This window comes from Paraconexibacter antarcticus, assembly GCF_024220175.1.
GTDB classification, from domain to species: domain Bacteria; phylum Actinomycetota; class Thermoleophilia; order Solirubrobacterales; family Solirubrobacteraceae; genus Paraconexibacter; species Paraconexibacter antarcticus.
The window spans coordinates 2145181-2167213 of the sequence record NZ_CP098502.1; the positions used below are offsets into that span (position 1 = coordinate 2145181).

Here is a 22033-nt window from a genome sequence, read left to right on the forward strand (position 1 = left end):
CGGTGGCGGCGTGTCCATACGCACCGCCGAAGCGTCCTCCGCCGGGCCGAACCGGCCATCGCCTCAAGCCGTGCCGTCGCCCCGCCGATGGCCGAGGCATGAAGACGAACGTTCTGACGGACGCGCGCACCCCGTACATCGACGACCCGGCGCGCCTGTGGGCCCTGGCGGCGGCCGGCCTCCCGGCCGAGGCGCTCGAGCCGGCGCTCGACCGGCTGACCCGGCTGGCCGCCACGCTCACCGGCTCGCCCACGGCGGCGCAGGCCGTGTTGCTCGGCATGCTGGACCAGCGGGAACCGTGCCTGGCCAGGCACGTGCGCGAGGTGGCGGTGCTCGCCCGGGACGTGGCGGTGCACCTCGGGCTGGAGGCGTCCGTCGTCGAGGACGTCATGCTCGCCGCGAATCTGCACGACGTCGGCAAGCTCGCCATCTCCGACGGCATCCTCGAGAAGGCGGGCCCTCTCGACGAGCAGGAGTGGGCGATGATGCGCCGCCACACCCTCTTCGGCGAGCGGATCGTCGGCGCCGCGCCCGCGCTGCGCCGGGTGGCGAAGCTCGTCCGCTCGAGCCACGAGCGCTGGGACGGAGCCGGCTATCCCGACGGGCTGGCTGGCGCGGCGATCCCGCTGGGCTCGCGGATCATCCTCGCCTGCGACGCCTACGACGCCATCACCTCGGAGCGGCCCTACGCGGCCTCCCGGACCCCCCGCACGGCGGAGGCCGAGCTGCGCACGCATGCGGGCGGGCAGTTCGATCCCTCCGTGGCCGACGCCCTCATCGCCGTCCTCGAGTGCCGCCGGGAGCTCGCATGACGTCGGCGACCCAGGTCCCGCCGCCCGCCACGGCCTTCCCGGCCGGTCCGGTGCTCGACTGCCTCGCCGACGGCATCATCGCGACGGACGCCGTCGAGCGGCTGATCGTCTACGCGAACGACGCCGCGTGCGAGATCACCGGCTACGCCCGCGAGGAGCTCCTGGGGCGCAGCCCCGGGCTCCTGCAGGGCCCCGCGACGGATACGGAGCTCGTGCGCCGGCTGCACGAGGACCTCGCCGCCGGACGGAGCTTCAACGGGCAGACGACGAACTACCGCAAGGACGGGACCCCGTTCACGATGGAGTGGTCCATCTCCACGCTGTTCGGTCCGGACGGCGATCCCGAGTTCCACGTCGCGGTCCAGCGGGACGCCACGCTCCCGGCCCGCCGGTTGCTGGACGCCGAGCGCACCGCCCACACCGACGCGCTCACGGGGCTGCCCAACCGCACGCACCTGGATCGCGTGATGGAGGGGGGCACGTGGTTCTCCACCCGGGCGCGCTCGGCCCTCGTCATCGATCTCGACCGCTTCAAGCAGATCAACGACACCCACGGCCACCTCGTCGGCGACGAGGTCCTGCGGCTGTTCTCGCGCCGGCTGACGGAGTGCCTGCGGAGCGAGGACCTCGTCGCCCGCTGGGGCGGTGAGGAGTTCTGCGTCATCATCCTCGGGGGCCACGAGCAGGCCGCCGTCGTCGCGCAGCACATCGTCCGTGCGGTCGCCGCGCGTCCGTTCGCCACGTCCGCAGGTGAGCTCGTCGTGACGGCGTCCGTCGGCAGCGCCTCGGTCACCGAGGAGCGCACGACGGTCAGCGAGCTCCTGCGGGCCGCCGACGGCGCCATGTACAACGCCAAGCGCCTCGGGCGGGGTCGCGCCGAGCACGCGTGACGGGCGGCCGGCGAGGCCGGCGCCCACACCGTTCAGCGCGTGTTCGCGCTCACGAACCGGTCGATCGAGTCGACGATGTTCGTGACGCGGTCGCCGGTGATCCGGCGGAGGCTCACGGCGCCCTGGTCGCTCGAGGTCGCGACGACGGCGGCGGCGCCGCCGGCCGCGAGCAGGACGAGCACGAGCAGCGTGCCGAGCGTCCGGCGCAGGCGGCCGCGCCGCCGGCGGGCGGCACGCAGCGCGGCGGCCTCGGCGGCGGCCTGGGCCTTGCGCTCCCGGCGTGAGAGCTTGCCGGGGGACGGCGGAGGCGCGGCCGGGACGTGGGCGTCGGTGCGCGGGTGGCGCGGCGCGCGCGGCGGGCGCTGGGCGCCGGAGACCGCGGTGCGCTCGCCGGTGTGGGCCGCGGCGCCGGCCGCGCCCGCGAGGGCGGAGCCCGAGACGACACGCGTCGCCTCGGTGCCGGGCATGACGGCGCGCGTGCTCGCGGTCGGGTCCGCGACGCCCTGGGCTCCGTCGGCGATCGCGCGGGCCATCGCCTCGGCGCTCCCGAAGCGATCGGCGGCGTCGAGCGCGAGGGACCGGTCGACGGCGAGCGACAGCTCCTCCGGGATCTCCGGGTCGAGCTCGTGGAGGTACGCGGGCGCCTCGCGCTGCTGCTTGAGAGCGAGCTCGGTGAGCGACGCGGCCTCGTAGGGCAGGCGGCCCGACAGGAGCTGGTAGGTGACGACGCCGAGCGCGTACAGGTCGGCCTGCGGGCCGGCCTCCTCGCCGCGGGCCTGCTCGGGCGCGAGGTAGGAGGCGGTCCCGAGGACGGACCCGACCTGGGTGATCGACGACTCCTCGGCGTGGGTCGCCTTCGCGATGCCGAAGTCGGCGAGCTTCACGACGCCGTCGTCAGAGCGCAGGAGGTTGCCGGGCTTGACGTCGCGGTGCACGACGCCGTGGCGGTGCGCGTAGGCGAGGCCGGAGCAGGCCTGCAGGACGAGGTCGACGGCCTCGCGCACCGACAGGCGGCCCTCCTCGCGGAGGATCTCGGCGCCGGAGCGGCCGCGCACGACCTCCATGACGATGTAGTGGCGACCCGAGGCCTCGTCCAGTCCGAAATCGAACACCTGCACGATGTTCGGGTGCACGAGACGCGCGGCGGCGAGCGCCTCGCGCCGGAAGCGGGAGACGAACTGGGGGTCGTCGGCGAGGTGCTCGGCGAGGAGCTTGACCGCGACGTACCGTTCCAGGCGGCGGTCCAGCGCGAGCTGCACGGTGGACATGCCACCGACGCCCAGGCGCTCGCCGAGCTCGTACCGGTCGACGATGAGGGAGCCGGCCATCAGAGGTGATACACCGGAACGTCCGTTCGGTCACGGCACGTCATGGCGTCGGTGTCGTGTCGGTCCCGGTCGGCGGCGTCACCCCGCCGGGGTCGGGCACGGGGGTGGCCGGCGTCGTGGCGGTGGTCCCGGCGGTCGGGCTCGCGCCGCCGCCCTGGCCCGGATCCGTCGTCGTGCCGGTCGTCGTCGTGTCGGAGGTTGTCGTGTCCGTCGCGGTGGTGTCGGTCGTCGTCGTGTCCGTCGTCGCCGTCTGGGACGGGACGGTCTCCGCCGTCGTGGCGATCGTCTGCTGCGTCGTCGTCCCCTGCGCGGCGCACTCCCTGTCCGCGCGCGACGACAGCTCGGAGATGCCGCTGAGCAGCCGGCTCTTCAGCCGCGCGTCGACGCTCGCCGGCAGGTCCTGGACGGCGCTCTGGGCCTGGGCGACGTACTTCCTCGCGACCCCGCAGTCGCCGGAGTCGACCGCCTGGCTGATCTGCGCCAGCGACGCCTTGATGGCGCCCGCGTCGCTCGCCGGGATGAGCTTCGAGCGGTCGCCGCAGCCGGCGAGAAGCGCGGCGCCGACGCCGAGCAGGAGCGCGCAGAAGTGGGGGAGAAGGCGCATCGTCACTGACCGTACTGAAGGCGGTCGGCGAGCGAGTCGGGCAGGCCCGCGGCGCGGATCGCGGCCTGCGCGCCCGCGATGTCGTAGGCCGAGCGCCGCCAGGTCGCCTCCCACGTCGAGGTGTCCAGCGTGAGCCACGCCGCGCGCGGGTCGCCGTCGCGGGGCTGGCCGACGCTGCCGGGGTTCAGGAGCCATTCGCCCCCCGAGACGTCGGTGACGGTGCCGTGGTGACGGATCGCGCCGGTGGCCGGTTGCCCGCCGCGCCGGCCGAACGCCCCGGCGACGTGGGAGTGGCCGACGATGCAGACGCGCTGGGCGGCGCTGTTGAGGCAGAGGTCCGCGAGGGCGGCGGTGATGACGTACTCCCAGACGGGGTGTCGCGGGCTGCCGTGGTACAGCCCGACCGCGTCGCGCTCAGCGAGCGACTGCAGGGGCATGAGCGCCTGGACCGACGCCGCCGACAGCGTCCGGGCGGTCCACTCCGTCGACTCGCGGGCCCGCGGCGAGAAGTCCTCGATCGACAGCCGCCCCACCGCGGCGAGGTCGTGGTTGCCGCCGAGCAGCAGGTCGCAGCGCTCGACGGCGAGCGCGACGCAGGCGTCCGGGTCCCCGCCGTAGCCCACGACGTCCCCCAGGCACCAGACCTCGTCGACGCCGAGGGCGTCGGCTTCCGCGAGCACGGTGGAGAACGCCTGCACGTTCGCGTGGATGTCCGAGACGACGGCGGCGAGCACGAGCCCTTCAGGGTACCCGGGGCGGGCCTCGTCCCACCGTCCAGCCCGCTTCAAGTTCTGGAGTGTGCTGACGAACACGGGACCATGGAACCCTCGCGCATCACGCGCTGGACCACGGTCGCCGGCCTCTCGATGGGTGCGCTCGTCGCGCTCGCGATCTGCGCGGCACAGGCTCCAGCGGCCACCAGCGGTGAGCTCGTCACCGGCACGACCCTCGGGACCCTGTCCCTCGTCGGCACATCGGCCACGTTCACCACGAACTTCTCGCCCGGCGGCACCGCGACCGCCAACGGCGCGCTCACGGCGACCAACACCGCCGCGAGCTCCACCCTGACGGTGGGCGACGCCGGCACGGGCGCCGGGCACATGGTCAAGGCCGGCACCGGCTGCACCGGCAGCGACGCGCAGCTCACGAACGCCCTGTCGGTCGCCGTCACCGGGACCGGGTTCTCGTCGGCGGGCGCGAAGTCGATCCCCGACGCGGCCTCCCCGGCCACGGTCGCGACGGCGGCCGCGCCCTTCAGCGCGGCGGTCCTCACGACGGCCTACAGCCAGGTCCTCCCGTCCGCGCAGGTGATGCTCACCGGGTGCGTCTACTCGCTGACGGCGACGTACACGCTCCAGTAGCCGGCGCATGCCGGGCCGTCACCGCCTCGCCGTCGTGCTCGTCGCGGGCGCCGTGCTCCTCGCCGGCGCCGCGCGGGCGTCCGCGCTCTCGCTCGGCGTCGGGACGGGCGCCACGCTGAGCCCGTTCCGCCCGGGGCAGACGGCCACCGGCAGCGGGTCGCTCACGATCGTCTCGCTCGGGGCCTGGACGCTCACCGCCGAGGACGACGGTCCGGGCGCCGGCCACATGGTCAAGGGCGCTGCCGGCTGCACCGGCAGCTCCGCCCAGACGACGAACCAGCTGACCGTCGCGGTCACCGCCCTCGGCGTCACCTCCGCCGGCGCCAAGGCGATCGGGGCCACCCCGGTCCAGGTCGCCAGCGGGGGCCTCACCGCCGGCCTGCTCATGACCACCGCCTACTCGCTCGTCATCCCGTCGGCCCAGACCCTGCTCACCGGCTGCGCCTACTCCGAGACCGTGACCTACACCGCCCAATGAGCCTCCGCCGCCCCCTCGCCTTCGCCGCCGTGGCGCTCGGTCTCCTCGGGCCGTCCGGGCTGCCCGCGCCGGCGGCTGCCGCCGGCGGCTCGGACCACGGCACGTTCTCGATCGGCCCCTCGCGCCGGAACGTCGTCGCCCGCCCGCCCGTCGCGCTCGTCCCGACGCGCGTGAGCAACTCCACGCGCCAGCCCTACGACGTGAAGGTCTTCCCGGTCGTGCTGCATCAGCAGCTCAGCGGGGCGTTCGCGTTCGACGAGACCGCGGACGCGCTGCGCACGGCCCGCACGATCCTCGGGGTGGGCCCGGCGCGGTTCCGGCTCGCGCCCGGCACGGCCCGGATCGTCAAGGTCGACTGGAACCTCCTCCCGCTGCAGGCGCACGCGGCGTACGTCGGCATCGTCTTCCAGGGCCAGCCGCGCCTGCCGGGCGGCCCGTCGGTCCCGGTCATCAGCCGTCTGCTGAGCATCAACCTGCTCCGGCTTCCGGGGCATCATCACCGCAGCGGCCGCTTCACGGCGCTGCACGTCGTCCAGGTGGGGCCCCGCGCGCTGCAGCTCATCGCCCGCGTGAAGAACACCGGGGACGTCGTCGGCGTCCCGCAGCACGGGCGCTTCGTCGTGCGCGACGCCGGCGGCCGCGCGGTCTCCGGCGGGCACTGGACCGGCGACGTCGTCGTCCCGGGCGCCGAGCGCGAGTTCCCGATCGAGCTGCGCCGGCGGCTGCCGGCCGGCGAGTACACCGCGCGGGTCGCGATGCGCTTCGGGCCGGGGCACGACCGCAAGGTGCCCGTGCGCTTCCGCCTCGCCTCCCCGGGGACGCTCGCCGCGCCGGCGGTCGACGTCACGGCCTTCGGCGCCCACGGCGAGGTCGGCGGGGCCGCCCGCGTCAGCGCCCGGGTCCGGAGCACGGGCACGGCCATGGCCGGCGTCGACCTGGGCCTGTCGGTCTTCCGCGTGACGCGCGGGACGCCGGAGACGCGGCCGGTCGCCACGCGGCGGCTGCGCCTCCGCGACATGAGGCCCGGGACGACGAGCCGCGTCGGCGTGGGCCTGGCCGGCCCGCTGGCCCGGGGCAGCTACCACGTCGTGGCCCGCTGGCGGGACGCGACCGGCACCGCGCAGATCCTGACGACCGACTTCGCGGCCGCGCCGCACCGCTCCCTCGCCGCCCGCGTCCACCGGTTCCTGCGGCTCCACGAGGGCGCGATCGGGGCCGGGGTAGGCGCCGCGGTGCTGCTGCTCCTCCTGCTGGTCCTGTGGCGCCGGCAGCGCCGCCTGGAGGACGAGCTGCGCCGCGTGAAGGCCGAGCACCACGCTGGGGCCCCGTCCGCATAGGGTTGGGGCGCCATGCGCCTCACCGTCCTCGCCGTCGGCCGGCTGCGGCCCCCGTACGCCGACGACATCCAGCACTACGAGAAGCTCCTCGGCCGCTACGCGCGGCTCGAGCTCGTCGAGGTGCGGGAGGACGAGCAGGTCGCGCGCCGCATCCCGGAGCGGGCGTACGTCTCGCAGCTGCACAGCGAGGGACGCACGTACGACTCGGTCGCGTTCTCCGCCTTCCTCGAGGAGCGGCGGATGTCGGGACGCGACCTGTGCTTCGTCATCGGCGGGGCGTACGGGCTGGACGACGTGCAGGGCGCCGACCACCGCCTGTCGCTCGGGCCGATGACGCTGCCGCACCAGCTCGCGCGGGTCGTCCTTCTCGAGCAGCTCTACCGCGGGCACAAGATCCTCGCCGGCGAGCCCTACCACCACTGATGCAGCGGCCCCCCCGATGAGTCCGCTGCACGGCGAGCTGAGCGTCTTCGCCCGGCGGATGAGCCTGCTCGGCGCCGTCATCCTCGGCCTCGTCGCGGTCGGGACGCTCGGCTTCGTGCTCACCGAGGACGAGACGGTCTGGGCGGCGTTCAACCGCTCGCTCGACGTCATCGCCACGACGGGCTCGATCCCGGCCCCGACCGACACCGGCGGCCAGATCGTGAAGGTCGTGCTGACCCTCCTGGGCGTCGGTACGCTCTTCTACGCACTGGTCACCGTCGCCGAGTTCTTCGTCGCCGGGCACGTGGGGGAGCTCCTCGCCGACCGGCGCAACGCGCGCATGCTCGCCGGGATGACCGACCACCACATCGTCTGCGGATACGGCCGCGTCGGCCGTCAGGTCGCCCGCGACCTGCGGGCGGCCGGGGCGCGGTACGTCGTCATCGACCCGGATCCCGTGAACATCGAGTCCGCCCAGGGCCAGGTCGGTGTCCGCGCGATCCTCGGCGAGCCGTCCGACGACGTCTCCCTGCACAACGCCGGCATCGAGCGGGCGAAGGCGATCATCGCCTGCGTCGACTCGGACGCGGAGAACATCTTCATCACGCTCACCGCCCGGGAGCTGCGCAGCGACATCGTCATCGTCGCGCGGGCGTCGGTCGACGGGTCGGAGGCGAAGCTCCGCCGGGCCGGGGCCGACCGCGTCATCTCGCCTTACAAGTCGAGCGGGACCGAGATGGCCCGCTTGGCGCTGCACCCGCAGGTCTCCGGGTCGGTCGACCACATCTCGGACGACTACCGCGTCGAGGAGATCGAGGTGGCCGAGGGCGCGGAAGGGGTCGGGATGGCGCTCGCGGACGTCCGCGGCGGCTCGATCATCGCGGCGCTGCGGCGCGACGGGCGCTTCCAGCCGCAGCCGCCCGGCGACACGGTGCTGCGCCCGGGGGACGTCGTCGTGGCGATGGGGACGCCGCAGACGATGGACCGCCTCGAGAACCTCTTCGCCTGACGACGGCGCGGCGCCCCGGGCAACTATCGTCCGGGGCATGGACGACGCGCACGCGAGCACCCCGGTCGACGACCTTCGGGCCGCCGTGCTGCGTGCCGCCGCGGCGCTCGGGGCGACGCCGAAGAGCGCGCCGACGCTCGAGCGGCCCAAGCAGGCCTCCCACGGTGACTACGCGACGAACGCCGCGATGCTGCTCGCCGGGGCGCTCAAGGCGCCGCCGCGCGACGTCGCCGCCCGCCTGGCGGACGCGATCGCCGTCGAGCTGGGGGACGACCTCGACCGCGCCGAGATCGCGGGGCCCGGCTTCCTCAACCTCTTCCTCGGCGACGGGTGGCACGCGCGGGCGCTCACCGACGTCCTCGCGGCGGGCGACGACTTCGGCCGCGTCGCGCCGGACGCCCCCGGCCGCGAGCGGATCAACGTCGAGTTCGTCTCCGCCAACCCGACCGGGCCCGTCCACGTCGGCGGCAGCCGCAACGCGGCCCACGGCGACGCGCTCGCCCGCATGCTCACGTTCGTCGGCCACGACGTGCACCGCGAGTACTACGTCAACGACTTCGGCTCGCAGATCGTGAAGCTCGGCGAGTCGGTGCAGGCGCGGGCGCGCGGGGAGGCCATCCCCGAGGACGGCTACCAGGGCGCATACGTGCAGGAGATCGCCGACCAGCTGCCGGGGGCCGCCGACGGCGACCTCGCCGAGGTCTCCCAGCAGGCCGTCGCCCTCATGATCAAGCGGGTGAAGGCGTCGCTGAGCGCGTTCGGCGTCGAGTTCGACACGTGGTTCAGCGAGAAGTCCCTCCACGAGCCCGGCCCGGACGGCGCGCCGTCCCGGGTCCAGCACGCCTTCGACGTTCTCGCCGAGCAGGGCCGCACCTACCGGCACGAGGGCGCGCTGTGGCTGCGCACGACGGAGTTCGGCGACGAGAAGGACCGCGTCCTCGAGCGCTCGAGCGGCGAGCACACGTACTTCGCGAGCGACATCGCCTACCACCAGGACAAGCGCGAGCGCGGCTACACGCGGCTCATCGACCTGTGGGGCGCCGACCACCACGGCTACATGCAGCGCATGCACGCCGCGTACGAGGCGCTCGGCGGGGCGCCCGGTGACCTCGAGCTGCTCATCATGCAGTTCGTCCACATCGTCGAGCGCGCCGCCGACGAGGAGACCGGCGCGGAGGAGACGACGCGCGTGAAGATGTCCAAGCGCGCCGGCGAGTTCGTCACGCTCGACGAGCTCGTGAGCGAGATCGGCGTCGACGCCGCGCGCTGGTTCCTGCTCGCCCGCTCGCACGACACGACGATGGACCTCGACCTCGACCTCGCGCGGTCCGAGTCGGCCGAGAACCCCGTCTACTACGTCCAGTACGCGCACGCCCGGATCGCGTCGATCCTCCGCCGCAGCGAGGTGACGCCCGACCCGGTGATTCCCGAGGGCGTCGCCCTCCACGCGAGCGAGCGGGCGCTCGTGCAGGCGCTGCTCGCGTTCGGCCCGGCGGTCGCCGACGCCGCCGGCCGCCGCGCGCCGCACCGGCTCGTCACCTACGTCCTCGAGCTCGCCCAGACCTTCACGGCCTTCTACCGCGACTGCCCGATCGTCGGCGACGAGGCCGAGGCCTTCCGCGCCGCCCTCGCCGGCGCGACCCAGCACGTCCTCGCCACGGGCCTGGACCTGCTCGGCATCAGCGCGCCGGTCGAGATGCACCGCGAGGACGCGGCGGTGCCGGGGCCGGCGGCGAGGTAGGGGCGCTTCGGGGTCTGCCGCGGTCTCGGGTCTGCCGCGGGTCTCGGGTCTGCCGCGGGTCTCGGGTCTGCCGCGTGGTCCTACGGCGATCCGGGGCGCAGACGGCGGCAGAGACGGCGGACGGGAGTTGCCGCGAGGATGCGCCCGACGAACGGGTCGCTGAGCCGACCGTTTGTCGGGCGAACCGCACGAAGTGCGCGTATGTCGTGGACTTCGTGCGGGTCCGGGTCGGCGGCAACGCCCGTCCGCCGTCTTCAGACGCCGTGGGCGCCGGCGCCCTCCAAGGCGCAGGCGGACGCCCGACCGGCCCGACGGCGACCCCCTACCGGTTGAACACGTCCAGGCCCACGCTGTTGAGCGCGTCCTGGGCGTGGCGGTTGAGCACGGTGAGCTCGCCGGTGACCATGAGGAGGCCCATCCCGATGAGGATGAGGCCGGAGACGAAGGTGATGATCGCGTAGTGCTCGCGGATCCAGCTGAACGCGGTCGCCATGCGGTCGAACGCGACGGCGGTGAGGAGGAAGGGGACGGCGAGCCCGGCCGAGTAGAAGGCGAGCAGGACGCCGCCGTGGCCGACCGTGTCGCTCGTCGCGGCGGCGGCGAGGATCGAGCTGAGCGTCGGCCCGACGCAGGGGGTCCAGGCGACGGCGAAGGCGAGGCCGGCGACGACGGGGCCGCCGCTGCCTGCCTTGGCCATCAGGGCCTCGGGGCGCCACTCCTGGTTCAGCCGGTCGACGAACGGGGTGAGGAGGAAGAAGGCGCCCATCGCGATGATGAAGCCGCCGGCGACCTTGTCGAGCGTGTCGACGTGGTCACGGAGGGTCGAGCCGAGGCCGGTGGCCGTCATGCCAAGCGCGACGAACATGACCGTGAAGGAGAGGCAGAAGATGACCGCCGGGCCGAGCACGGCGCTCACGCCCCGCTCCTTCGTCTTGATGTCGACGAGCGAGACGCCGGACACGGCGCTGAGGTACCCCGGGACGAGCGGCAGCACGCAGGGCGAGATGAAGGAGATGAAGCCGACGGCGAACGCGGCGAGGATCGTCGTGTCCCCGGCGCCGGTGGACGCGGCGAGCACGAGCGAGGACCCCATCAGATGCCCGCCCGGCCGAGCTCGTCGTCGAGGCGCCGCAGGTCGTCGGGCGCGAGCTCCGGCACCTTCGCGTCCGGCCCCTGGTCCGGCAGGCCGGAGCGGCGCCGCCAGCGCGGCAGCGTCAGCGCGAGCAGGAGGCCCACGCCGCCGACCGCGCCGATCGGCACGAGCCACGTCGTGATGTTGAAGCCGCTCGTCGGCGGGTCGGCGAGGACCTCGTTGCCGAGCTCGCTCTTGAGCCGGTCCAGCACCTGCTGCTTCGTCAGGCCGAGGGCGATGAGGCGCCGGATCTCCTTGCGCTCGTCGTCCGCCTGCGGTGAGTTCGCGATGTTCAGCGGGACGTTGCAGGTCACGCACATGACCTCGTCCTCGATGTCGTTGAACGACGCGCGGGGCGTGGCCGCGGACGCCGGCGCGAACGCCGCGACCGCGAGCACGAGGGCGACGAGGGCCCGGAGGGCGCGGCGTGCGCTCATGTGCTGCTCGCCCGGGCCTGCGCGATCGCGTTCTGGAGGAACTTCTCGTCGATCTGGCCCCGGCGGAGGGCGACGACCCGGCCCTTGGCGTCCAGCACGAACGTCTCGGGGACGCCGGTCGACCCGAGCTTGCGGTAGAGCTTGGAGTCGAGGTCCCGGACGCTCGGGAACGTGTAGCCGTACTTCTTCGCGAAGGCCATCGACTCGTGCGGGATGTCGTTCTTCGTGACGCCGAGGAACGTGCCCGCGTGGTCGGCCGCGAGCTTGGCCTGCTCGCGCTCGAGCAGCGGCGCCTCGGCGGCGCACGGCTCGCACCACGAGCCCCAGATGTTCACGACGACGATCTTGCCGCGGAAGCTCGCGACGGACGTCTTGCCGGACCCGTCGATGTTCGGCATCGCGAGGGTCGCGCCCGGGAGCTGCGGCAGACGGCCCTTCGCCACCGCGTCGTCGAGGGTCGTGTCGGTCCCCTTCACGGCGACGCCGTAGACGAGCAGCGCGACGAGGGCAGCGGCGACGACGAGGGCGACGGAGGGGACGGCGGAGCGCTTCATACCTGTCCTAGAGGGTACGGGCCGGGCCCGCGAGACGGCTCTGCGAGGCGTCGGCGAGCGCCCAGGCGGCGCCGCCGGCGATCGCCGAGACGAGCGCGACCGCGGGCCACGCCCCGAGCGGATCCGCGAGGAGGTGCGACAGGACGAAGACCGCGACGTAGATCCCGAGCAGGATCCACATGCGCCGGCTTCCCGCGCGGGCGCGCCAGCGTCGCGCGCACCAGCCCGCGCCGGCGATGAGGACGAGCCCGCCGAGCGGGCGCACGCCGGTCGCCTGGGCGACCGCGAACCCGAGCGCCAGCGAGCCGGCGGCGACGGGCCAGGTGGGCGGATCGGCGTCTCTCACCCCTGCCACGGTACCGGTGGAGGGCGGCGATCACGCCACCGGGGCGCCGACCGGGCGCCCGCGGACCGCTCAGGCCGGGTGTACCGGGCCCACGAGCAGCGGGGCGACGATCGGCGGCATCCGCGGCCAGCGGGCGTCCTGCAACGCGCCGGTCTCGAAGCCGGCCCGCGTGAGCGACGCGCGCGTGTCCCGGTTGCAGCGGCAGCCGTAGCCGAAGGCCTTCCACGGCTTCTCGAGGCGGTCCTGCCAGCCCGAGAGCCCGGACCCGTCGGCCCGCACGTGCTCGATGAGCAGCAGCCGGCCGCCCGGCCGCAGGACGCGCCGGATCTCGGCGAGCGAGCCCGCGACGTCGTCGACGGTGCAGAGGACGAGCGTGCTGACGACCGTGTCGAAGCTCGCGTCGGGGAACGGCAGCGCCTCCGCGCCCGCCTGCACGACCGTCGGCCGGCGCGGGTCGCCCGCCGCGACGCTCCGCAGGCGGTCGGCCATCGAGGGCTCGGGGTCGGCGAGCGTCAGGCGCGTCACCGCGGCGGGGTAGGCCCGGAGGTTCAGCCCGGTGCCGGCGCCGACCTCGAGGACGTCGCCGGAGGCCTGGGCGAGGATCGACCGGCGGAGCTTCGCCATGCCCGAGCGCTCGCCCCAGGCGAGGAACGGGTCGTAGATGGCGGTGAACAGGCGGCCGTACAGGGACATGGGACTCCGGGGATCGGGGGGACGCGGTCATCCTGGCAACCGCGCTGACAGCCTGTCAACACCCGGCCCCGCGCGCGGTGCGGCGAGGTACCCTTGGCGCATGCCCGCTCGCCGGCCGCCCGCCCGCTCGGCCCCGCTCCACGTCGTCCCGGCGCTCGGGGAGGCGGCGCCGCTCGCGGTCGTCACCCGCTTCCTCGACCACCTGGCCGCGGGCGAGCTCGACGCGGCGGCGGACCTGCTGGCGGGCGACGTCGAGTACGTCAACGTCTCGCTGCCGGCGATCCGCGGCCGCGAGCGCGTCCGGAAGGTCGCCAAGGCGACGCTCGGCCGGCGCGCCGCGGGCTTCGAGGTCTACGTCCACGCCGCGGGGACCGACGGGGCCGTCGTCCTGAACGAGCGCACCGACGCCCTGACCTACCGGCGCTTCCGCGCCCAGTTCTGGGTGTGCGGGCGCTTCGAGGTCCACGACGGGCGCATCACGCTCTGGCGCGACGCCTTCGACTGGGCGAACGTCGTCACCGCGAGCCTCCGCGGCCTGCTCGGCGTCGTCGTCCCGGCCGTGCGGGCGACCCCGCCGACCCGCTAGGCGCGACGCTCGGGGCCCGCGACCCGCCGCAGCAGCTCGGCGGCCGACGCGCGGACCTCGTCCAGCGGGCGGCCCTCGTCGACCGCCATGAGGGCCTGGTGCATGATCCCCGATGCGACGAGCCGCGCGACCGGCACCGGGATGGGGCGCACGCCGAGCTCCGGCTCGTGGCGGTGGGCCTCGTCGGCGAGGTGGCTGATGGTCTGGGCCGCGCGGTCGTTGACGCTCGCCAGCAGCCGCAGTCCGCGCTCGCCGGTGAGGTGCAGCTCGCGGACGAAGCTGCGCATGATGAGCGGGTCGCGCTCGACGAGGTCGAGGTAGACGCCGATCGCCCGGTTCAGGCGCTCCTCCGCCGGGCCGCCGGCCTCGATCGCCGCCGCGATGCCGGTGACGATCCGCAGCGAGACCTCCTCGAGGACGGCGAGGTAGCAGTCGACGGGGTCGGTGAAGTGCTCGTAGAAGGTCCGGCGGGAGACGCGCGCCTCGCGGACGACGTCGGCGAGCGTCGTGTGCTGGAAGCCCTTCGCGCGGACCGCGGCGGTCATGCCCTCGAGCAGGCGCGCGCGGTGGTCCTCGGGCGCGGCGGGCGCGCCCGCGGGGGCGGCCGGGGCAGTGGCGTCGTCGGTCCGCGGCCGGGGCATCCGGCCCCAACGGTACCGGAGCGCACGGCATCCTCGACAATCCTGGTACTGAACAGTACCATCACCGGCCATGAGCCTCGCGACCCTCAGCCGGCCCGCCTCCGACGACGCAGCCGCCGAGGTGCTCCTCGGCATCGCCCCGCCGTCACCCGCCGGGCCGGTCGGCCCGGAGGTCCCCCTGAACCCGCCGCCCCGGGTCGACCTGCCGGCCGCGGTCTCGACGGCGCGCTTCCTCCGCCGCCAGCTGCCGCACCTCTTCCACTCCTGGCGGACGACGGGCGACACGTTCGCCATGCCGATCCTCGGGCGGAGCCCGCTCGTCTTCGTCACCCACCCCGACCACGCCCGCTCGCTCTTCACCGCCCCGCCGGAGCTCGTGCCGTCGATCACCGCCGAGTCGCCGCTGCGCCCGATCCTCGGCGGCAGCTCGGTCCTCACCGCGAACGGCCCGCGGCACATGCGCCAGCGGCGCCTGCTGCTGCCGCCCTTCCACGGCGAGTCGATCGCCGCGTACGAGGCGGCGATCGCCCGCGTCGTCGACGAGGAGCTCGACCGCTGGGCCGTCGGCGACACGTTCGCGTCCTCCGCCCGCATGCAGGCGGTCACGCTCGGCGTGATCATGGCGGGCATCTTCGGCGTCGAGGGCGAGCCCGCCGAGGGGACGCCGGAACGTGCCCTGCGCGACGCCACGCGCAGCGTCCTCGCCCACACCGAGCGGCCCGCGTGGCAGCTCGTCGAGATCATGAACACGGGCAGCCCCGAGCCCCGCGGGATCCTGAAGCTCGTCATGGACCGCGTCGACACGCACTACCTGCGGGTCATCCGCGAGCGGCGTGCGCTCCCCGAGGCCGAGCGGGGTGGCGACGTCCTCTCGCTCCTGCTGTCGGTCACCGACGAGGACGGCCAGGCGCTGACCGACCGCGAGATCCGCGACGAGCTCATGACGCTCGTGCTCGCCGGGCACGAGACGACGGCGAACCAGCTCGCCTGGGCGCTCGAGCGGCTCGTCCGCACCCCGCGCGCGTACGACGCGCTGCGCGACGCGGTGCGCGGCGGCACGCCCGAGGAGGCGCGGCGGTGGGTCGACGCGACGATCCACGAGACGATGCGCGTGCGGCCGGTCATCATGGGGACCGGGCGCCGCGTGCAGTCGGCGTGGCGGCTCGGCGAGTTCGTCGTCCCGGCGAACACCGTCGTCGTCGCCGGCGCGGTTCTCATCCACCACCGCGAGGACCTCTACCCGCAGCCGTTCGCCTTCCGCCCCGAGCGCTTCCTCGGCGTGAAGCCCGGGACGTACACGTGGCTGCCCTTCGGCGGGGGGACGCGCCGCTGCCTCGGGGCCGCCCTCGCGATGGCCGAGCAGCGCATCGTCCTGCGCCGCATCGCCGAGCGGCTGGACCTCGCGGCGCCCGATCCGCGGCCCGAGCGCGAGCAGCACCGCAACGTCACGATGATCCCGCGCGAGGGCGGCCGGGTGACCGTCCGCGCGGTGCGCTGACGCGTTACGGTCTGCGCATGACCGACGAGGAGACCACCGAGGACTACGGCAAGCGCCGCCTGACGTGCCCCTGCGGGGAGACGTTCCACGAGGAGAGCGAGAACGCGCTCGTCGAGGTCGTGAACGCCCACCTGAAGGCCGAGCACCCCGGCCACGAGTACACCCGGGATCAGATCCTCTTCATGGCGACGTAGCCGCGGCGGCCGCCGCGACGGCGGCCAGGCGGCGGGTGGCGATGTCGATCGCCTCGGGGTTCTCGTCGATGAGGACGTACCCGCGGCCGTGCTTCGCCGCGACCGCGCCCAGCGTCCCGCTCCCGCAGAAGAAGTCGAGGCAGCGGTCGCCCGGCCGGGTCGACGCGAGCACCATGCGGCGGACGATGCCCTCGGGCTTCTGCGTCGGGTAGCCGGTCTTCTCGCGGCCGCTCGTCGGGACGATCGTGTGCCACCACACGTCGGTCGGGAGCTTGCCGCGCGCCGCCTTCTCGGGGGTGACGAGGCCAGGGGCCATGTACGGCTCGCGGTCGACCTCCTCGGCGTCGAAGTGGTGGCGGCCCGCCTCCTTGGCGTAGACGAGGATCGTGTCGTGCTTCGCGGGCCAGCGGGTCTTCGTCCGCGCGCCGTAGTCGTAGGCCCAGATGATCTCGTTGAGGAAGTTCTCGCGGCCGAAGAGCTCGTCGAGGAGCAGCTTGCAGTAGTGCGCCTCGCGGTAGTCGATGTGGAAGTACAGCGTCCCGCTCGGGGTGAGCAGGCGGTGCGCCTCGGCCAGGCGCGGCGCGAGGAAGGCGAGGTAGTCCTCGAAGGCGTCGCGGTAGGAGGACTGCGCGAGCAGCCGGCTCGCGTACCGCCGGCCCGCGAAGCCGGTGCGGTCGCCCTCCGGGTCGGGGGCGGTCGCGAGCGTGCGCCGTGTCTGCCGCGCCCCGGTGTTGAAGGGCGGGTCGACGTAGACGAGCTGGAAGCTCGCGTCGGGCAGCGTGGGGAGGACGGTGAGGTTCTCCCCGAGGATGATGCGGTCCGCGCTCGGCTCCACGGGCCGGAGGGTACGGCCCGCGGCGGCGTGCGGGCGCGGGTGCGGACCCGGGCAGGGATGGTGGCCCGGCCGCGGCCCGGGCTTCTTCAGGCCGGTGGACGAACGTCCGATGCACGCCTCCCCACTTGTGCCGATCACGGGGGCATGCCCACCGAGAAGCTGATGCCGCAGCTCACCACCGACGAGACGGTCGCCGCCGACCGCCTGTTCGAGGAGCTCCTCGCCGAGTTCGGCGGGGCGACCGTGCGTGGCCTCGACACCGCTCGCCGGCCCGTGTCCGCGGCCGAGACGGCGACCGCGCGGACCGAGGTCGCCTAGCCGGTCCCCCGGCCCCTGTCGCCGCCGTGGGCGGCGGCGGCGCCGGCCGGGGCCGGGGGGTCCGGAGCGGGCGCCGCGGCGGGGGTCGCAGCGGGCGCCGCGGCGGGCGTCGCGGCCGCGCCGGGACCCGCCGGGGCGGGCGGCGGGGTGCCTGACGCCGCCTCGGGGCGCGTCGAGGCGCCCTGGGAGGCGGAAGAGGGGACGGCCGGCGCACCGGCACCGACCGGCGTCGGGTGCGTCTGCGCGGGGCTCGGGGCCGAGGCCCCGGGCGCCGTCGGCGCTCCGGACGGCCCCGCGTGGCGGTCCGCGTTCGCCGTGCCGCTCGGCGTGGTCGGGGGCGCGGTGGCCGGCGCAGCCGGGGCGGCCGGTGCGGCGGGCGCGCTCGGAGACGGCGCGGGGGTGCGCACCGGCGCGGCGGAGGTCGCAGGCGGGCCCGCCGGGCCCGCCGGGCCCGCCGGGGAGAGGGAGCTCGCGGGGCCCGGCGCGGGGGCGGGGGACGCGACCGGGGAGCCGCCGCCGGAGGGGGCGGGGGGCGGCGAGGGGCTGCCGGTCGCGGCGCCGGCGCCGGACGCGGCCGCGGGGCCGGGGATCGCCGCCCGGCCGGCCCCGAGGAGGGCGGCGGCGCCCGCGGCGCCGCGGTGCCCGGGCACCGCCGGCCGGGCGGCCGGCGTGAGCGCGGACGGGAGCCCGGTGACGGCGGGGAGGGCCGGCGCGGCGCCGCGCGGCTGCGCTCCGCTCGTCGCGACGTGCGCGACCTCGGCCCCGCCCGCGACCGCGGTCGCGCCGGCGACCAGGACGACGGCGGCCTTGACGGCCAGCACCGAGGTGACCGTCCCCGTCGACATCGCGCCTCCCGCACCGGCGCCGAGCGCGGACGCCCCGGTCCCGGTGGTGCCGCCCGCCGCGCCCCCGAGGACGCCGTGCGCGAGGGCGCCGCCGCCCGCGAGGGGGAGCAGCGGGGCGAGTGCGGCGAGGTCCGCCGGCCGTGAGCCGAGGGCGAGGTCGAAGGTGCGGCAGCCGGCGCAGGCCCGGATGTGGGCGCGCATCCGGCGGCCGCGCCGGACGCGGCCGTCGCCGTCCGAGAGCGTCCGCTGGACGTCAGCGCAGAGCATGTCGCGGCCCCTGGCGCACTCGAGCAGCGCCTGCCGCGCCTCGAAGATCGTCTGCTTGACCGCGCGCGCGTCGGTCCCGAGGACCGCGCCGATCTCGGCGTGCCCGAGGCCGTTGAGCTCGCGCAGGACGAGGGCCTGGCGCTGGCGCTCCGGCAGTAGCTCGAGGTCCGCCCACAGCTCCGCCAGCCGCCGGCGCTGCTCCACCTGGTCGCTCAGCGGCCGGTCCGGGGCGGCCACCCGCACGTCGAGCTCGTCCGTCGGCCGGCTCCGGCGGACCGCGTCGATCGCCTCGTTGTGCGCGATCCGGAAGAGCCACGGGCGCAGCTCGAAGTCCCGCTGCTCCGTCGCGAGCGCGGCCAGCGCCTTCACCATCACCGACTGCAGCACGTCCTCCGCCAGGTCGCGGCTGCGGACGATCGACCGGACGTAGCGCGAGAGGTCCGCCCGGCACTCCCGGTAGACCCGGTCGAACGCCAGCCGGTCGGCCCGCACCTCCGCCGACCGGACGGGGACCCGGGCCGAGCGCAGCCCCGGGCGCCAGGTGAGCGACGCGGGGGTCACGGACACCGTCCATGCACCGACAACGCCGCCGGGCCGTCTGAGTCAGGCCGTATCACCGGCGTCCCCGATCACTGGCCGATCATGACACGGCCCGGCCCGGCCGGACACCGGCGCTTCGGCCAGGCGCCGGTCAGCGCGGGGCGTCGGCGAAGCTCGCCACGTGCAGGCCGAACGCGTCGACGAGGGCGCGCGCCGCCGGGTCGGTGAGCGTCGCGAGCTCCGTCTCGCGGGGCTCGCGGTAGGCCGAGCGGAAATCCGCGTCGACGTACCCGGGATGGCAGCCGATCTCCGTCCAGCCCTCGTGCACGTCGTGGTCGAAGACGTAGCGCAGGGCGTCGACGCTCACGTGGGAGAGGTCGTCCACGCCGGGCTCCCACTGCGCGTAGAAGCCGCCGACGTAGACGACGGGGGAGGTCCCGCGCAGGGGCAGCCCGAGGCGCGCGGCGAGCTCCTGTGCGAGCGGCTCGACCTCGGGCTGCCGGTGCACGTGGTGGTGGGAGTCCAGGTGGGTCGGGGGACGGCCGAGCAGACGCTCGCACGCGGCGAGCTGCCGCTCGAGCTCGGCCCGCACCGCCACCGGGTCACCGAGGTCGACGGCCGGGGCACGGACGCCGTCAAGGTCCCAGTGCAGGCCGACGGCGAGCGCGGGCTGCGTCGCGGCGAGCGCGGCGGCCTCCTCGGCGGCGGGGGCGTCGACCATGAGGCTCGTGCTCGTCAGGAGCCCCTCCGAGTGGCAGCGGACGATGCCGCGGTTGATGCCGGGGGCGGCGCCGAAGTCGTCGGCGTTGAAGATGACGGTGCGGCTCATGGGCGACCGATCATGGCGGCGCGCGTCATCCGCTGCCCTGCCGCGGGAGGCCGGCGAGCTCGAGCGCCCCGGCGAGGAGGCGCTCGGCGTCGAAGTGCGTCCGGGCGAGCTCGCGGGCGGCCGTGGCGTGCCGCGCGTAGTCGCCGCGGACCGCGCGCAGCGCCGCCGCGGCCTCCTCCGGCGTCGTGACGGTGATGATGCCGAGGCCCGTCGGGAGCAGCTCCTCGACGCCGGTCGACTGCAGGACGACGGGGCGCCCGGCCGCGAGGTAGCAGGCTGAGCGGTCGCTGAACCAGCCGCTCCGCGTCCCGACGTAGCCGCCCTTCGCGCAGGAGAACTCGCCGAGCGAGCCGGCGACGTAGTCGCGGTAGCGCTCGGGCGTGGAGACGATCGCCGGGTCCGTCAGGCGCCAGCCGCGCTCCAGCAGCCGCGGCCGGTCGGGGTCGTCGTCCTCGATCGCGAGCGCGAGCTCGATCGTCTCGCTCGCGAGCTGCGGCAGGTCGAGGAAGCGCTCGAACTCGTCGACCTTCGGCCCCAGCGTCTCGCCGCGGAAGTCGAGGTAGCCGTAGTCGCGCCACGCGGCGATCGTCGTGAAGGCGTCCGTCACGACGGGGACGCCGGTCGGCCACCAGTCGGGGATGACCGGCGGCCAGAGCGGATGCCAGTCGATGCCGCAGGTCGGGATGGCGCTGCGCTCGGTGCCGACGTTCATCCCGACCGTGAAGTACACGTCGTGCTCGCCGAAGATCGTCACGGGCTCGCCGTCCTCGGCCCACAGGTGCGTGTACCCCGGGTCCTGCTCGATGAGCAGCCGCGGGCGGACGTCCTCCAGCAGCGGCCACGGTTCGGCGCGGTAGTGCGCGGCGAGCGACAGGAGGCCGTCCGCCCGGGCGGCGAAGTCCGCGACGGCGCTCGACGAGAGGCCCACATGGCTCTCGCCGGTCGCGGCGTCGAGGAGGGCGGCGCGCTCGGGGTCCCACCAGCCGTCGACGAGGGTGTGGAACGTCGCGACCGCCTCCGGCGTGGGCGGCTCCTCGAAGTACTCGAGGAAGAGGACGTCGTGGCCGAGACGGCGCAGGCCCTCGAGGATCTGCAGCACGTGCATCGCGTGCCCGCCGCGGCCGAGGACCGAGGGCCCGACGAGGTCCTCGACGGCGATCAGGCGGGCCATGGGCCCCGGCGGACGACGCGGGCGGGGTTGCCGGCCACCGTGCTCCCGGCGGGCACGTCGCCGGTGACGACGGCGCCCGCCGCGACGATCGCGCCGGCGCCGATGCGGGCGGGGCCGAGGATCGTCGCGCGGGCGCCGATCCACACGTCGGCGCCGATGTCGATCCGGGCGCGCAGCCGCGGTGCCCGGGCCGGGGCGTCGATGTCCGGCAGGGCGTGGTCGGGGTCGCCCTCGCCGGGGCCGCCGGGCGGGACGGCACAGGCGTCGTCGGCGATGAGCACCTCGTGCGCGATGAACGTGTGGTCCCCGACGCGGACGGTGCCGCTCGTCGCGAAGACCGCCCCGACGACGGTGCAGAAGCGGCCGATGCGGACGACGCCCTCCGGGCCGAGGTCGAAGTGACAGCCGTGGTAGACGCCGGAGTCGTCGCCGACGGCAACCGCGACCGGACGGCGGCTCGCGCAGTGGACGAAGGCGTGGGCCGAGTGCAGGAAGGTCCGCTCCCCGAGCTGGACGTTCGGCGGCAGCGGCCGGGGGTACCAGTCGTGGGCGAGCGTGGGCGCGGCGGCGGTCATCGGGTCACCGCTCCTCGCCGTCGGCCGGCCGGGCCGGGTTGCCGCTGACGGTCGCCCCGGCGGGCACGTCGCGGGTGACGACGGCGCCCGCGCCGATGCGCGCGCCGGCGCCGATCTGCACGCCCTTCAGGACGATGGCGCCGATCCCGATCCAGGCGCCGTCGCCGATGCGCACGGGCCGCGCCACGAGCGGCGCGCGCCGGGTGGCGTCGCCGTGGGGGGCGCTCGCCTCGGCGTCGCGGTGGCGCGCGGCGGGGTCGGTCGGGTGGAAGTCGCAGTCGGCGATCGTCACGCCGTAGGAGACGGTGACGTCCGCGCCGATGTCGACCTGCTCGGCGGCCATGATCACCGCGCCGACGAGCGTCGTGCCCGCGCCGACGGTGACCCGGGCGCCCGGCTCGAGGTTGAACGTCGTCCACCCGAAGACGCGGACGTCGTCGCCGAGGACCACCGCCGGCGTGCGCGTGCTGCGGCAGCGCTCGAAGCACTCGGGCCGCTCGATCCACGCGCCCGCGCCGAGCGCCACCATCGCGCCGAGCTCGCCGTAGTCCCAGTCGCCGGTCGCCCGGCCCACGTCGTACGCCATCGC

General features: G+C 75.2%; 27 protein-coding genes. 12 read left to right on the plus strand and 15 right to left on the minus strand.

Features of this window, described 5'->3' with window-relative positions:
- Positions 1-98 precede the first annotated feature (98 nt).
- A complete protein-coding gene (locus tag NBH00_RS10515) occupies positions 99-812 on the plus strand; it encodes an HD-GYP domain-containing protein (protein WP_254573291.1) in 714 nt (237 codons plus the stop codon).
- Positions 809-1702 carry a sensor domain-containing diguanylate cyclase gene (locus NBH00_RS10520; RefSeq protein ID WP_254573292.1) on the plus strand — a complete coding sequence of 298 codons (894 nt, stop codon included), beginning with the start codon at positions 809-811 and terminating at the stop codon, positions 1700-1702. The genes NBH00_RS10515 and NBH00_RS10520 overlap by 4 nt, the downstream gene beginning before the upstream one ends.
- A gap of 32 nt (positions 1703-1734) precedes the next feature.
- Here NBH00_RS10520 and NBH00_RS10525 read toward each other — a convergent pair whose 3' ends face one another.
- The 3 genes from NBH00_RS10525 to NBH00_RS10535 are packed head-to-tail and all read right to left on the minus strand — an operon-like array spanning position 1735 to position 4368.
- Positions 1735-3030 carry a protein kinase domain-containing protein gene (locus NBH00_RS10525; protein WP_254573293.1) on the minus strand — a complete coding sequence of 432 codons (1296 nt, stop codon included), beginning with the start codon at positions 3028-3030 and terminating at the stop codon, positions 1735-1737.
- Positions 3031-3070: 40 nt separating this feature from the next.
- Positions 3071-3634 carry a hypothetical protein gene (locus NBH00_RS10530; RefSeq protein ID WP_254573294.1) on the minus strand — a complete coding sequence of 188 codons (564 nt, stop codon included), beginning with the start codon at positions 3632-3634 and terminating at the stop codon, positions 3071-3073.
- 2 nt (positions 3635-3636) lie between these two features.
- Complete coding sequence (locus NBH00_RS10535; protein ID WP_254573295.1) at positions 3637-4368, minus strand: metallophosphoesterase family protein; 732 nt, start codon at positions 4366-4368, stop codon at positions 3637-3639.
- 84 nt (positions 4369-4452) lie between these two features.
- Between NBH00_RS10535 and NBH00_RS10540 the strand changes: the two genes are divergently transcribed.
- Genes NBH00_RS10540 through argS form a run of 6 tightly spaced genes read left to right on the plus strand, consistent with a single transcriptional unit; the run spans position 4453 to position 9983 of the window.
- A complete protein-coding gene (locus NBH00_RS10540; RefSeq protein WP_254573296.1) occupies positions 4453-4995 on the plus strand; it encodes a hypothetical protein in 543 nt (180 codons plus the stop codon).
- Between the two features lie 7 nt (positions 4996-5002).
- Positions 5003-5473 carry a hypothetical protein gene (locus NBH00_RS10545; RefSeq protein WP_254573297.1) on the plus strand — a complete coding sequence of 157 codons (471 nt, stop codon included), beginning with the start codon at positions 5003-5005 and terminating at the stop codon, positions 5471-5473.
- The gene (locus NBH00_RS10550; RefSeq protein WP_254573298.1) at positions 5470-6810 is read left to right on the plus strand and encodes a hypothetical protein; all 1341 of its coding nucleotides are present in this window, start codon (positions 5470-5472) and stop codon (positions 6808-6810) included. Before NBH00_RS10545 ends, NBH00_RS10550 begins: the two co-directional genes overlap by 4 nt.
- Before the next feature lie 12 nt (positions 6811-6822).
- On the plus strand, positions 6823-7233 hold the full coding sequence (locus NBH00_RS10555) for a 23S rRNA (pseudouridine(1915)-N(3))-methyltransferase RlmH (protein WP_254573299.1): 411 nt from the start codon (positions 6823-6825) through the stop codon (positions 7231-7233).
- Positions 7234-7249: 16 nt separating this feature from the next.
- Complete coding sequence (locus tag NBH00_RS10560; RefSeq protein ID WP_254573300.1) at positions 7250-8242, plus strand: potassium channel family protein; 993 nt, start codon at positions 7250-7252, stop codon at positions 8240-8242.
- 37 nt (positions 8243-8279) lie between these two features.
- Positions 8280-9983 (plus strand): arginine--tRNA ligase, encoded by a 1704-nt coding sequence (gene argS, locus NBH00_RS10565; RefSeq protein ID WP_254573301.1) that lies wholly within the window; start codon positions 8280-8282, stop codon positions 9981-9983.
- 322 nt (positions 9984-10305) lie between these two features.
- Here the strand turns inward: argS and NBH00_RS10570 are convergent, their stop codons facing one another.
- From NBH00_RS10570 to NBH00_RS10590, 5 genes are all read right to left on the minus strand, one after another.
- Positions 10306-11076 carry a cytochrome c biogenesis CcdA family protein gene (locus NBH00_RS10570; RefSeq protein ID WP_254573302.1) on the minus strand — a complete coding sequence of 257 codons (771 nt, stop codon included), beginning with the start codon at positions 11074-11076 and terminating at the stop codon, positions 10306-10308.
- Positions 11076-11552, minus strand: coding sequence for a cytochrome c-type biogenesis protein (locus tag NBH00_RS10575; RefSeq protein WP_254573303.1), 477 nt, complete (start codon positions 11550-11552; stop codon positions 11076-11078). Before NBH00_RS10575 ends, NBH00_RS10570 begins: the two co-directional genes overlap by 1 nt.
- A complete protein-coding gene (locus NBH00_RS10580; protein WP_254573304.1) occupies positions 11549-12106 on the minus strand; it encodes a TlpA family protein disulfide reductase in 558 nt (185 codons plus the stop codon). The genes NBH00_RS10575 and NBH00_RS10580 overlap by 4 nt, the downstream gene beginning before the upstream one ends.
- A gap of 7 nt (positions 12107-12113) precedes the next feature.
- Positions 12114-12452 carry a hypothetical protein gene (locus NBH00_RS10585; RefSeq protein ID WP_254573305.1) on the minus strand — a complete coding sequence of 113 codons (339 nt, stop codon included), beginning with the start codon at positions 12450-12452 and terminating at the stop codon, positions 12114-12116.
- A 69-nt stretch (positions 12453-12521) separates the two neighbouring features.
- Positions 12522-13145, minus strand: coding sequence for a class I SAM-dependent methyltransferase (locus NBH00_RS10590; protein WP_254573306.1), 624 nt, complete (start codon positions 13143-13145; stop codon positions 12522-12524).
- 100 nt (positions 13146-13245) lie between these two features.
- On the opposite strand from NBH00_RS10590, the gene NBH00_RS10595 reads away from it, so the two are divergent.
- Positions 13246-13731: a limonene-1,2-epoxide hydrolase family protein gene (locus tag NBH00_RS10595; protein WP_254573307.1), complete on the plus strand. Its 486-nt coding sequence runs from the start codon at positions 13246-13248 to the stop codon at positions 13729-13731.
- Here NBH00_RS10595 and NBH00_RS10600 read toward each other — a convergent pair.
- Positions 13728-14372, minus strand: a complete 645-nt coding sequence (locus tag NBH00_RS10600; protein WP_254573308.1) for a TetR/AcrR family transcriptional regulator — start codon at positions 14370-14372, stop codon at positions 13728-13730. The genes NBH00_RS10595 and NBH00_RS10600 overlap by 4 nt on opposite strands.
- Before the next feature lie 70 nt (positions 14373-14442).
- On the opposite strand from NBH00_RS10600, the gene NBH00_RS10605 reads away from it, so the two are divergent.
- Both NBH00_RS10605 and NBH00_RS10610 read left to right on the plus strand, forming a co-directional pair.
- Positions 14443-15870 (plus strand): cytochrome P450, encoded by a 1428-nt coding sequence (locus NBH00_RS10605; protein ID WP_254573309.1) that lies wholly within the window; start codon positions 14443-14445, stop codon positions 15868-15870.
- A 17-nt stretch (positions 15871-15887) separates the two neighbouring features.
- Positions 15888-16064, plus strand: a complete 177-nt coding sequence (locus NBH00_RS10610; protein ID WP_254573310.1) for a hypothetical protein — start codon at positions 15888-15890, stop codon at positions 16062-16064.
- Here the strand turns inward: NBH00_RS10610 and NBH00_RS10615 are convergent.
- Positions 16051-16899 (minus strand): DNA-methyltransferase, encoded by an 849-nt coding sequence (locus NBH00_RS10615; RefSeq protein WP_254573311.1) that lies wholly within the window; start codon positions 16897-16899, stop codon positions 16051-16053. The two genes, NBH00_RS10610 and NBH00_RS10615, sit on opposite strands and share 14 nt — an antisense overlap.
- A 144-nt stretch (positions 16900-17043) precedes the next feature.
- Between NBH00_RS10615 and NBH00_RS10620 the strand changes: the two genes are divergently transcribed.
- Positions 17044-17217, plus strand: coding sequence for a hypothetical protein (locus NBH00_RS10620; RefSeq protein ID WP_254573312.1), 174 nt, complete (start codon positions 17044-17046; stop codon positions 17215-17217).
- On the opposite strand, the gene NBH00_RS25225 is transcribed toward NBH00_RS10620, so the two are convergent.
- The 5 genes from NBH00_RS25225 to NBH00_RS25230 form a co-directional block, all read right to left on the minus strand.
- Positions 17214-18890 carry an RNA polymerase sigma factor gene (locus NBH00_RS25225; RefSeq protein ID WP_302182728.1) on the minus strand — a complete coding sequence of 559 codons (1677 nt, stop codon included), beginning with the start codon at positions 18888-18890 and terminating at the stop codon, positions 17214-17216. The two genes, NBH00_RS10620 and NBH00_RS25225, sit on opposite strands and share 4 nt — an antisense overlap.
- A gap of 130 nt (positions 18891-19020) precedes the next feature.
- Positions 19021-19698, minus strand: coding sequence for a ChbG/HpnK family deacetylase (locus NBH00_RS10630; protein ID WP_254573313.1), 678 nt, complete (start codon positions 19696-19698; stop codon positions 19021-19023).
- Between the two features lie 25 nt (positions 19699-19723).
- Entirely contained in the window at positions 19724-20869 is a 1146-nt protein-coding gene (locus NBH00_RS10635) for a glycosyltransferase (RefSeq protein ID WP_254573314.1), read from the minus strand.
- Positions 20857-21444 (minus strand): acyltransferase, encoded by a 588-nt coding sequence (locus NBH00_RS10645; protein ID WP_302182729.1) that lies wholly within the window; start codon positions 21442-21444, stop codon positions 20857-20859. The genes NBH00_RS10635 and NBH00_RS10645 overlap by 13 nt, the downstream gene beginning before the upstream one ends.
- A 4-nt stretch (positions 21445-21448) precedes the next feature.
- Complete coding sequence (locus NBH00_RS25230) at positions 21449-22030, minus strand: acyltransferase (protein WP_302182730.1); 582 nt, start codon at positions 22028-22030, stop codon at positions 21449-21451.
- Positions 22031-22033 lie beyond the last annotated feature (3 nt).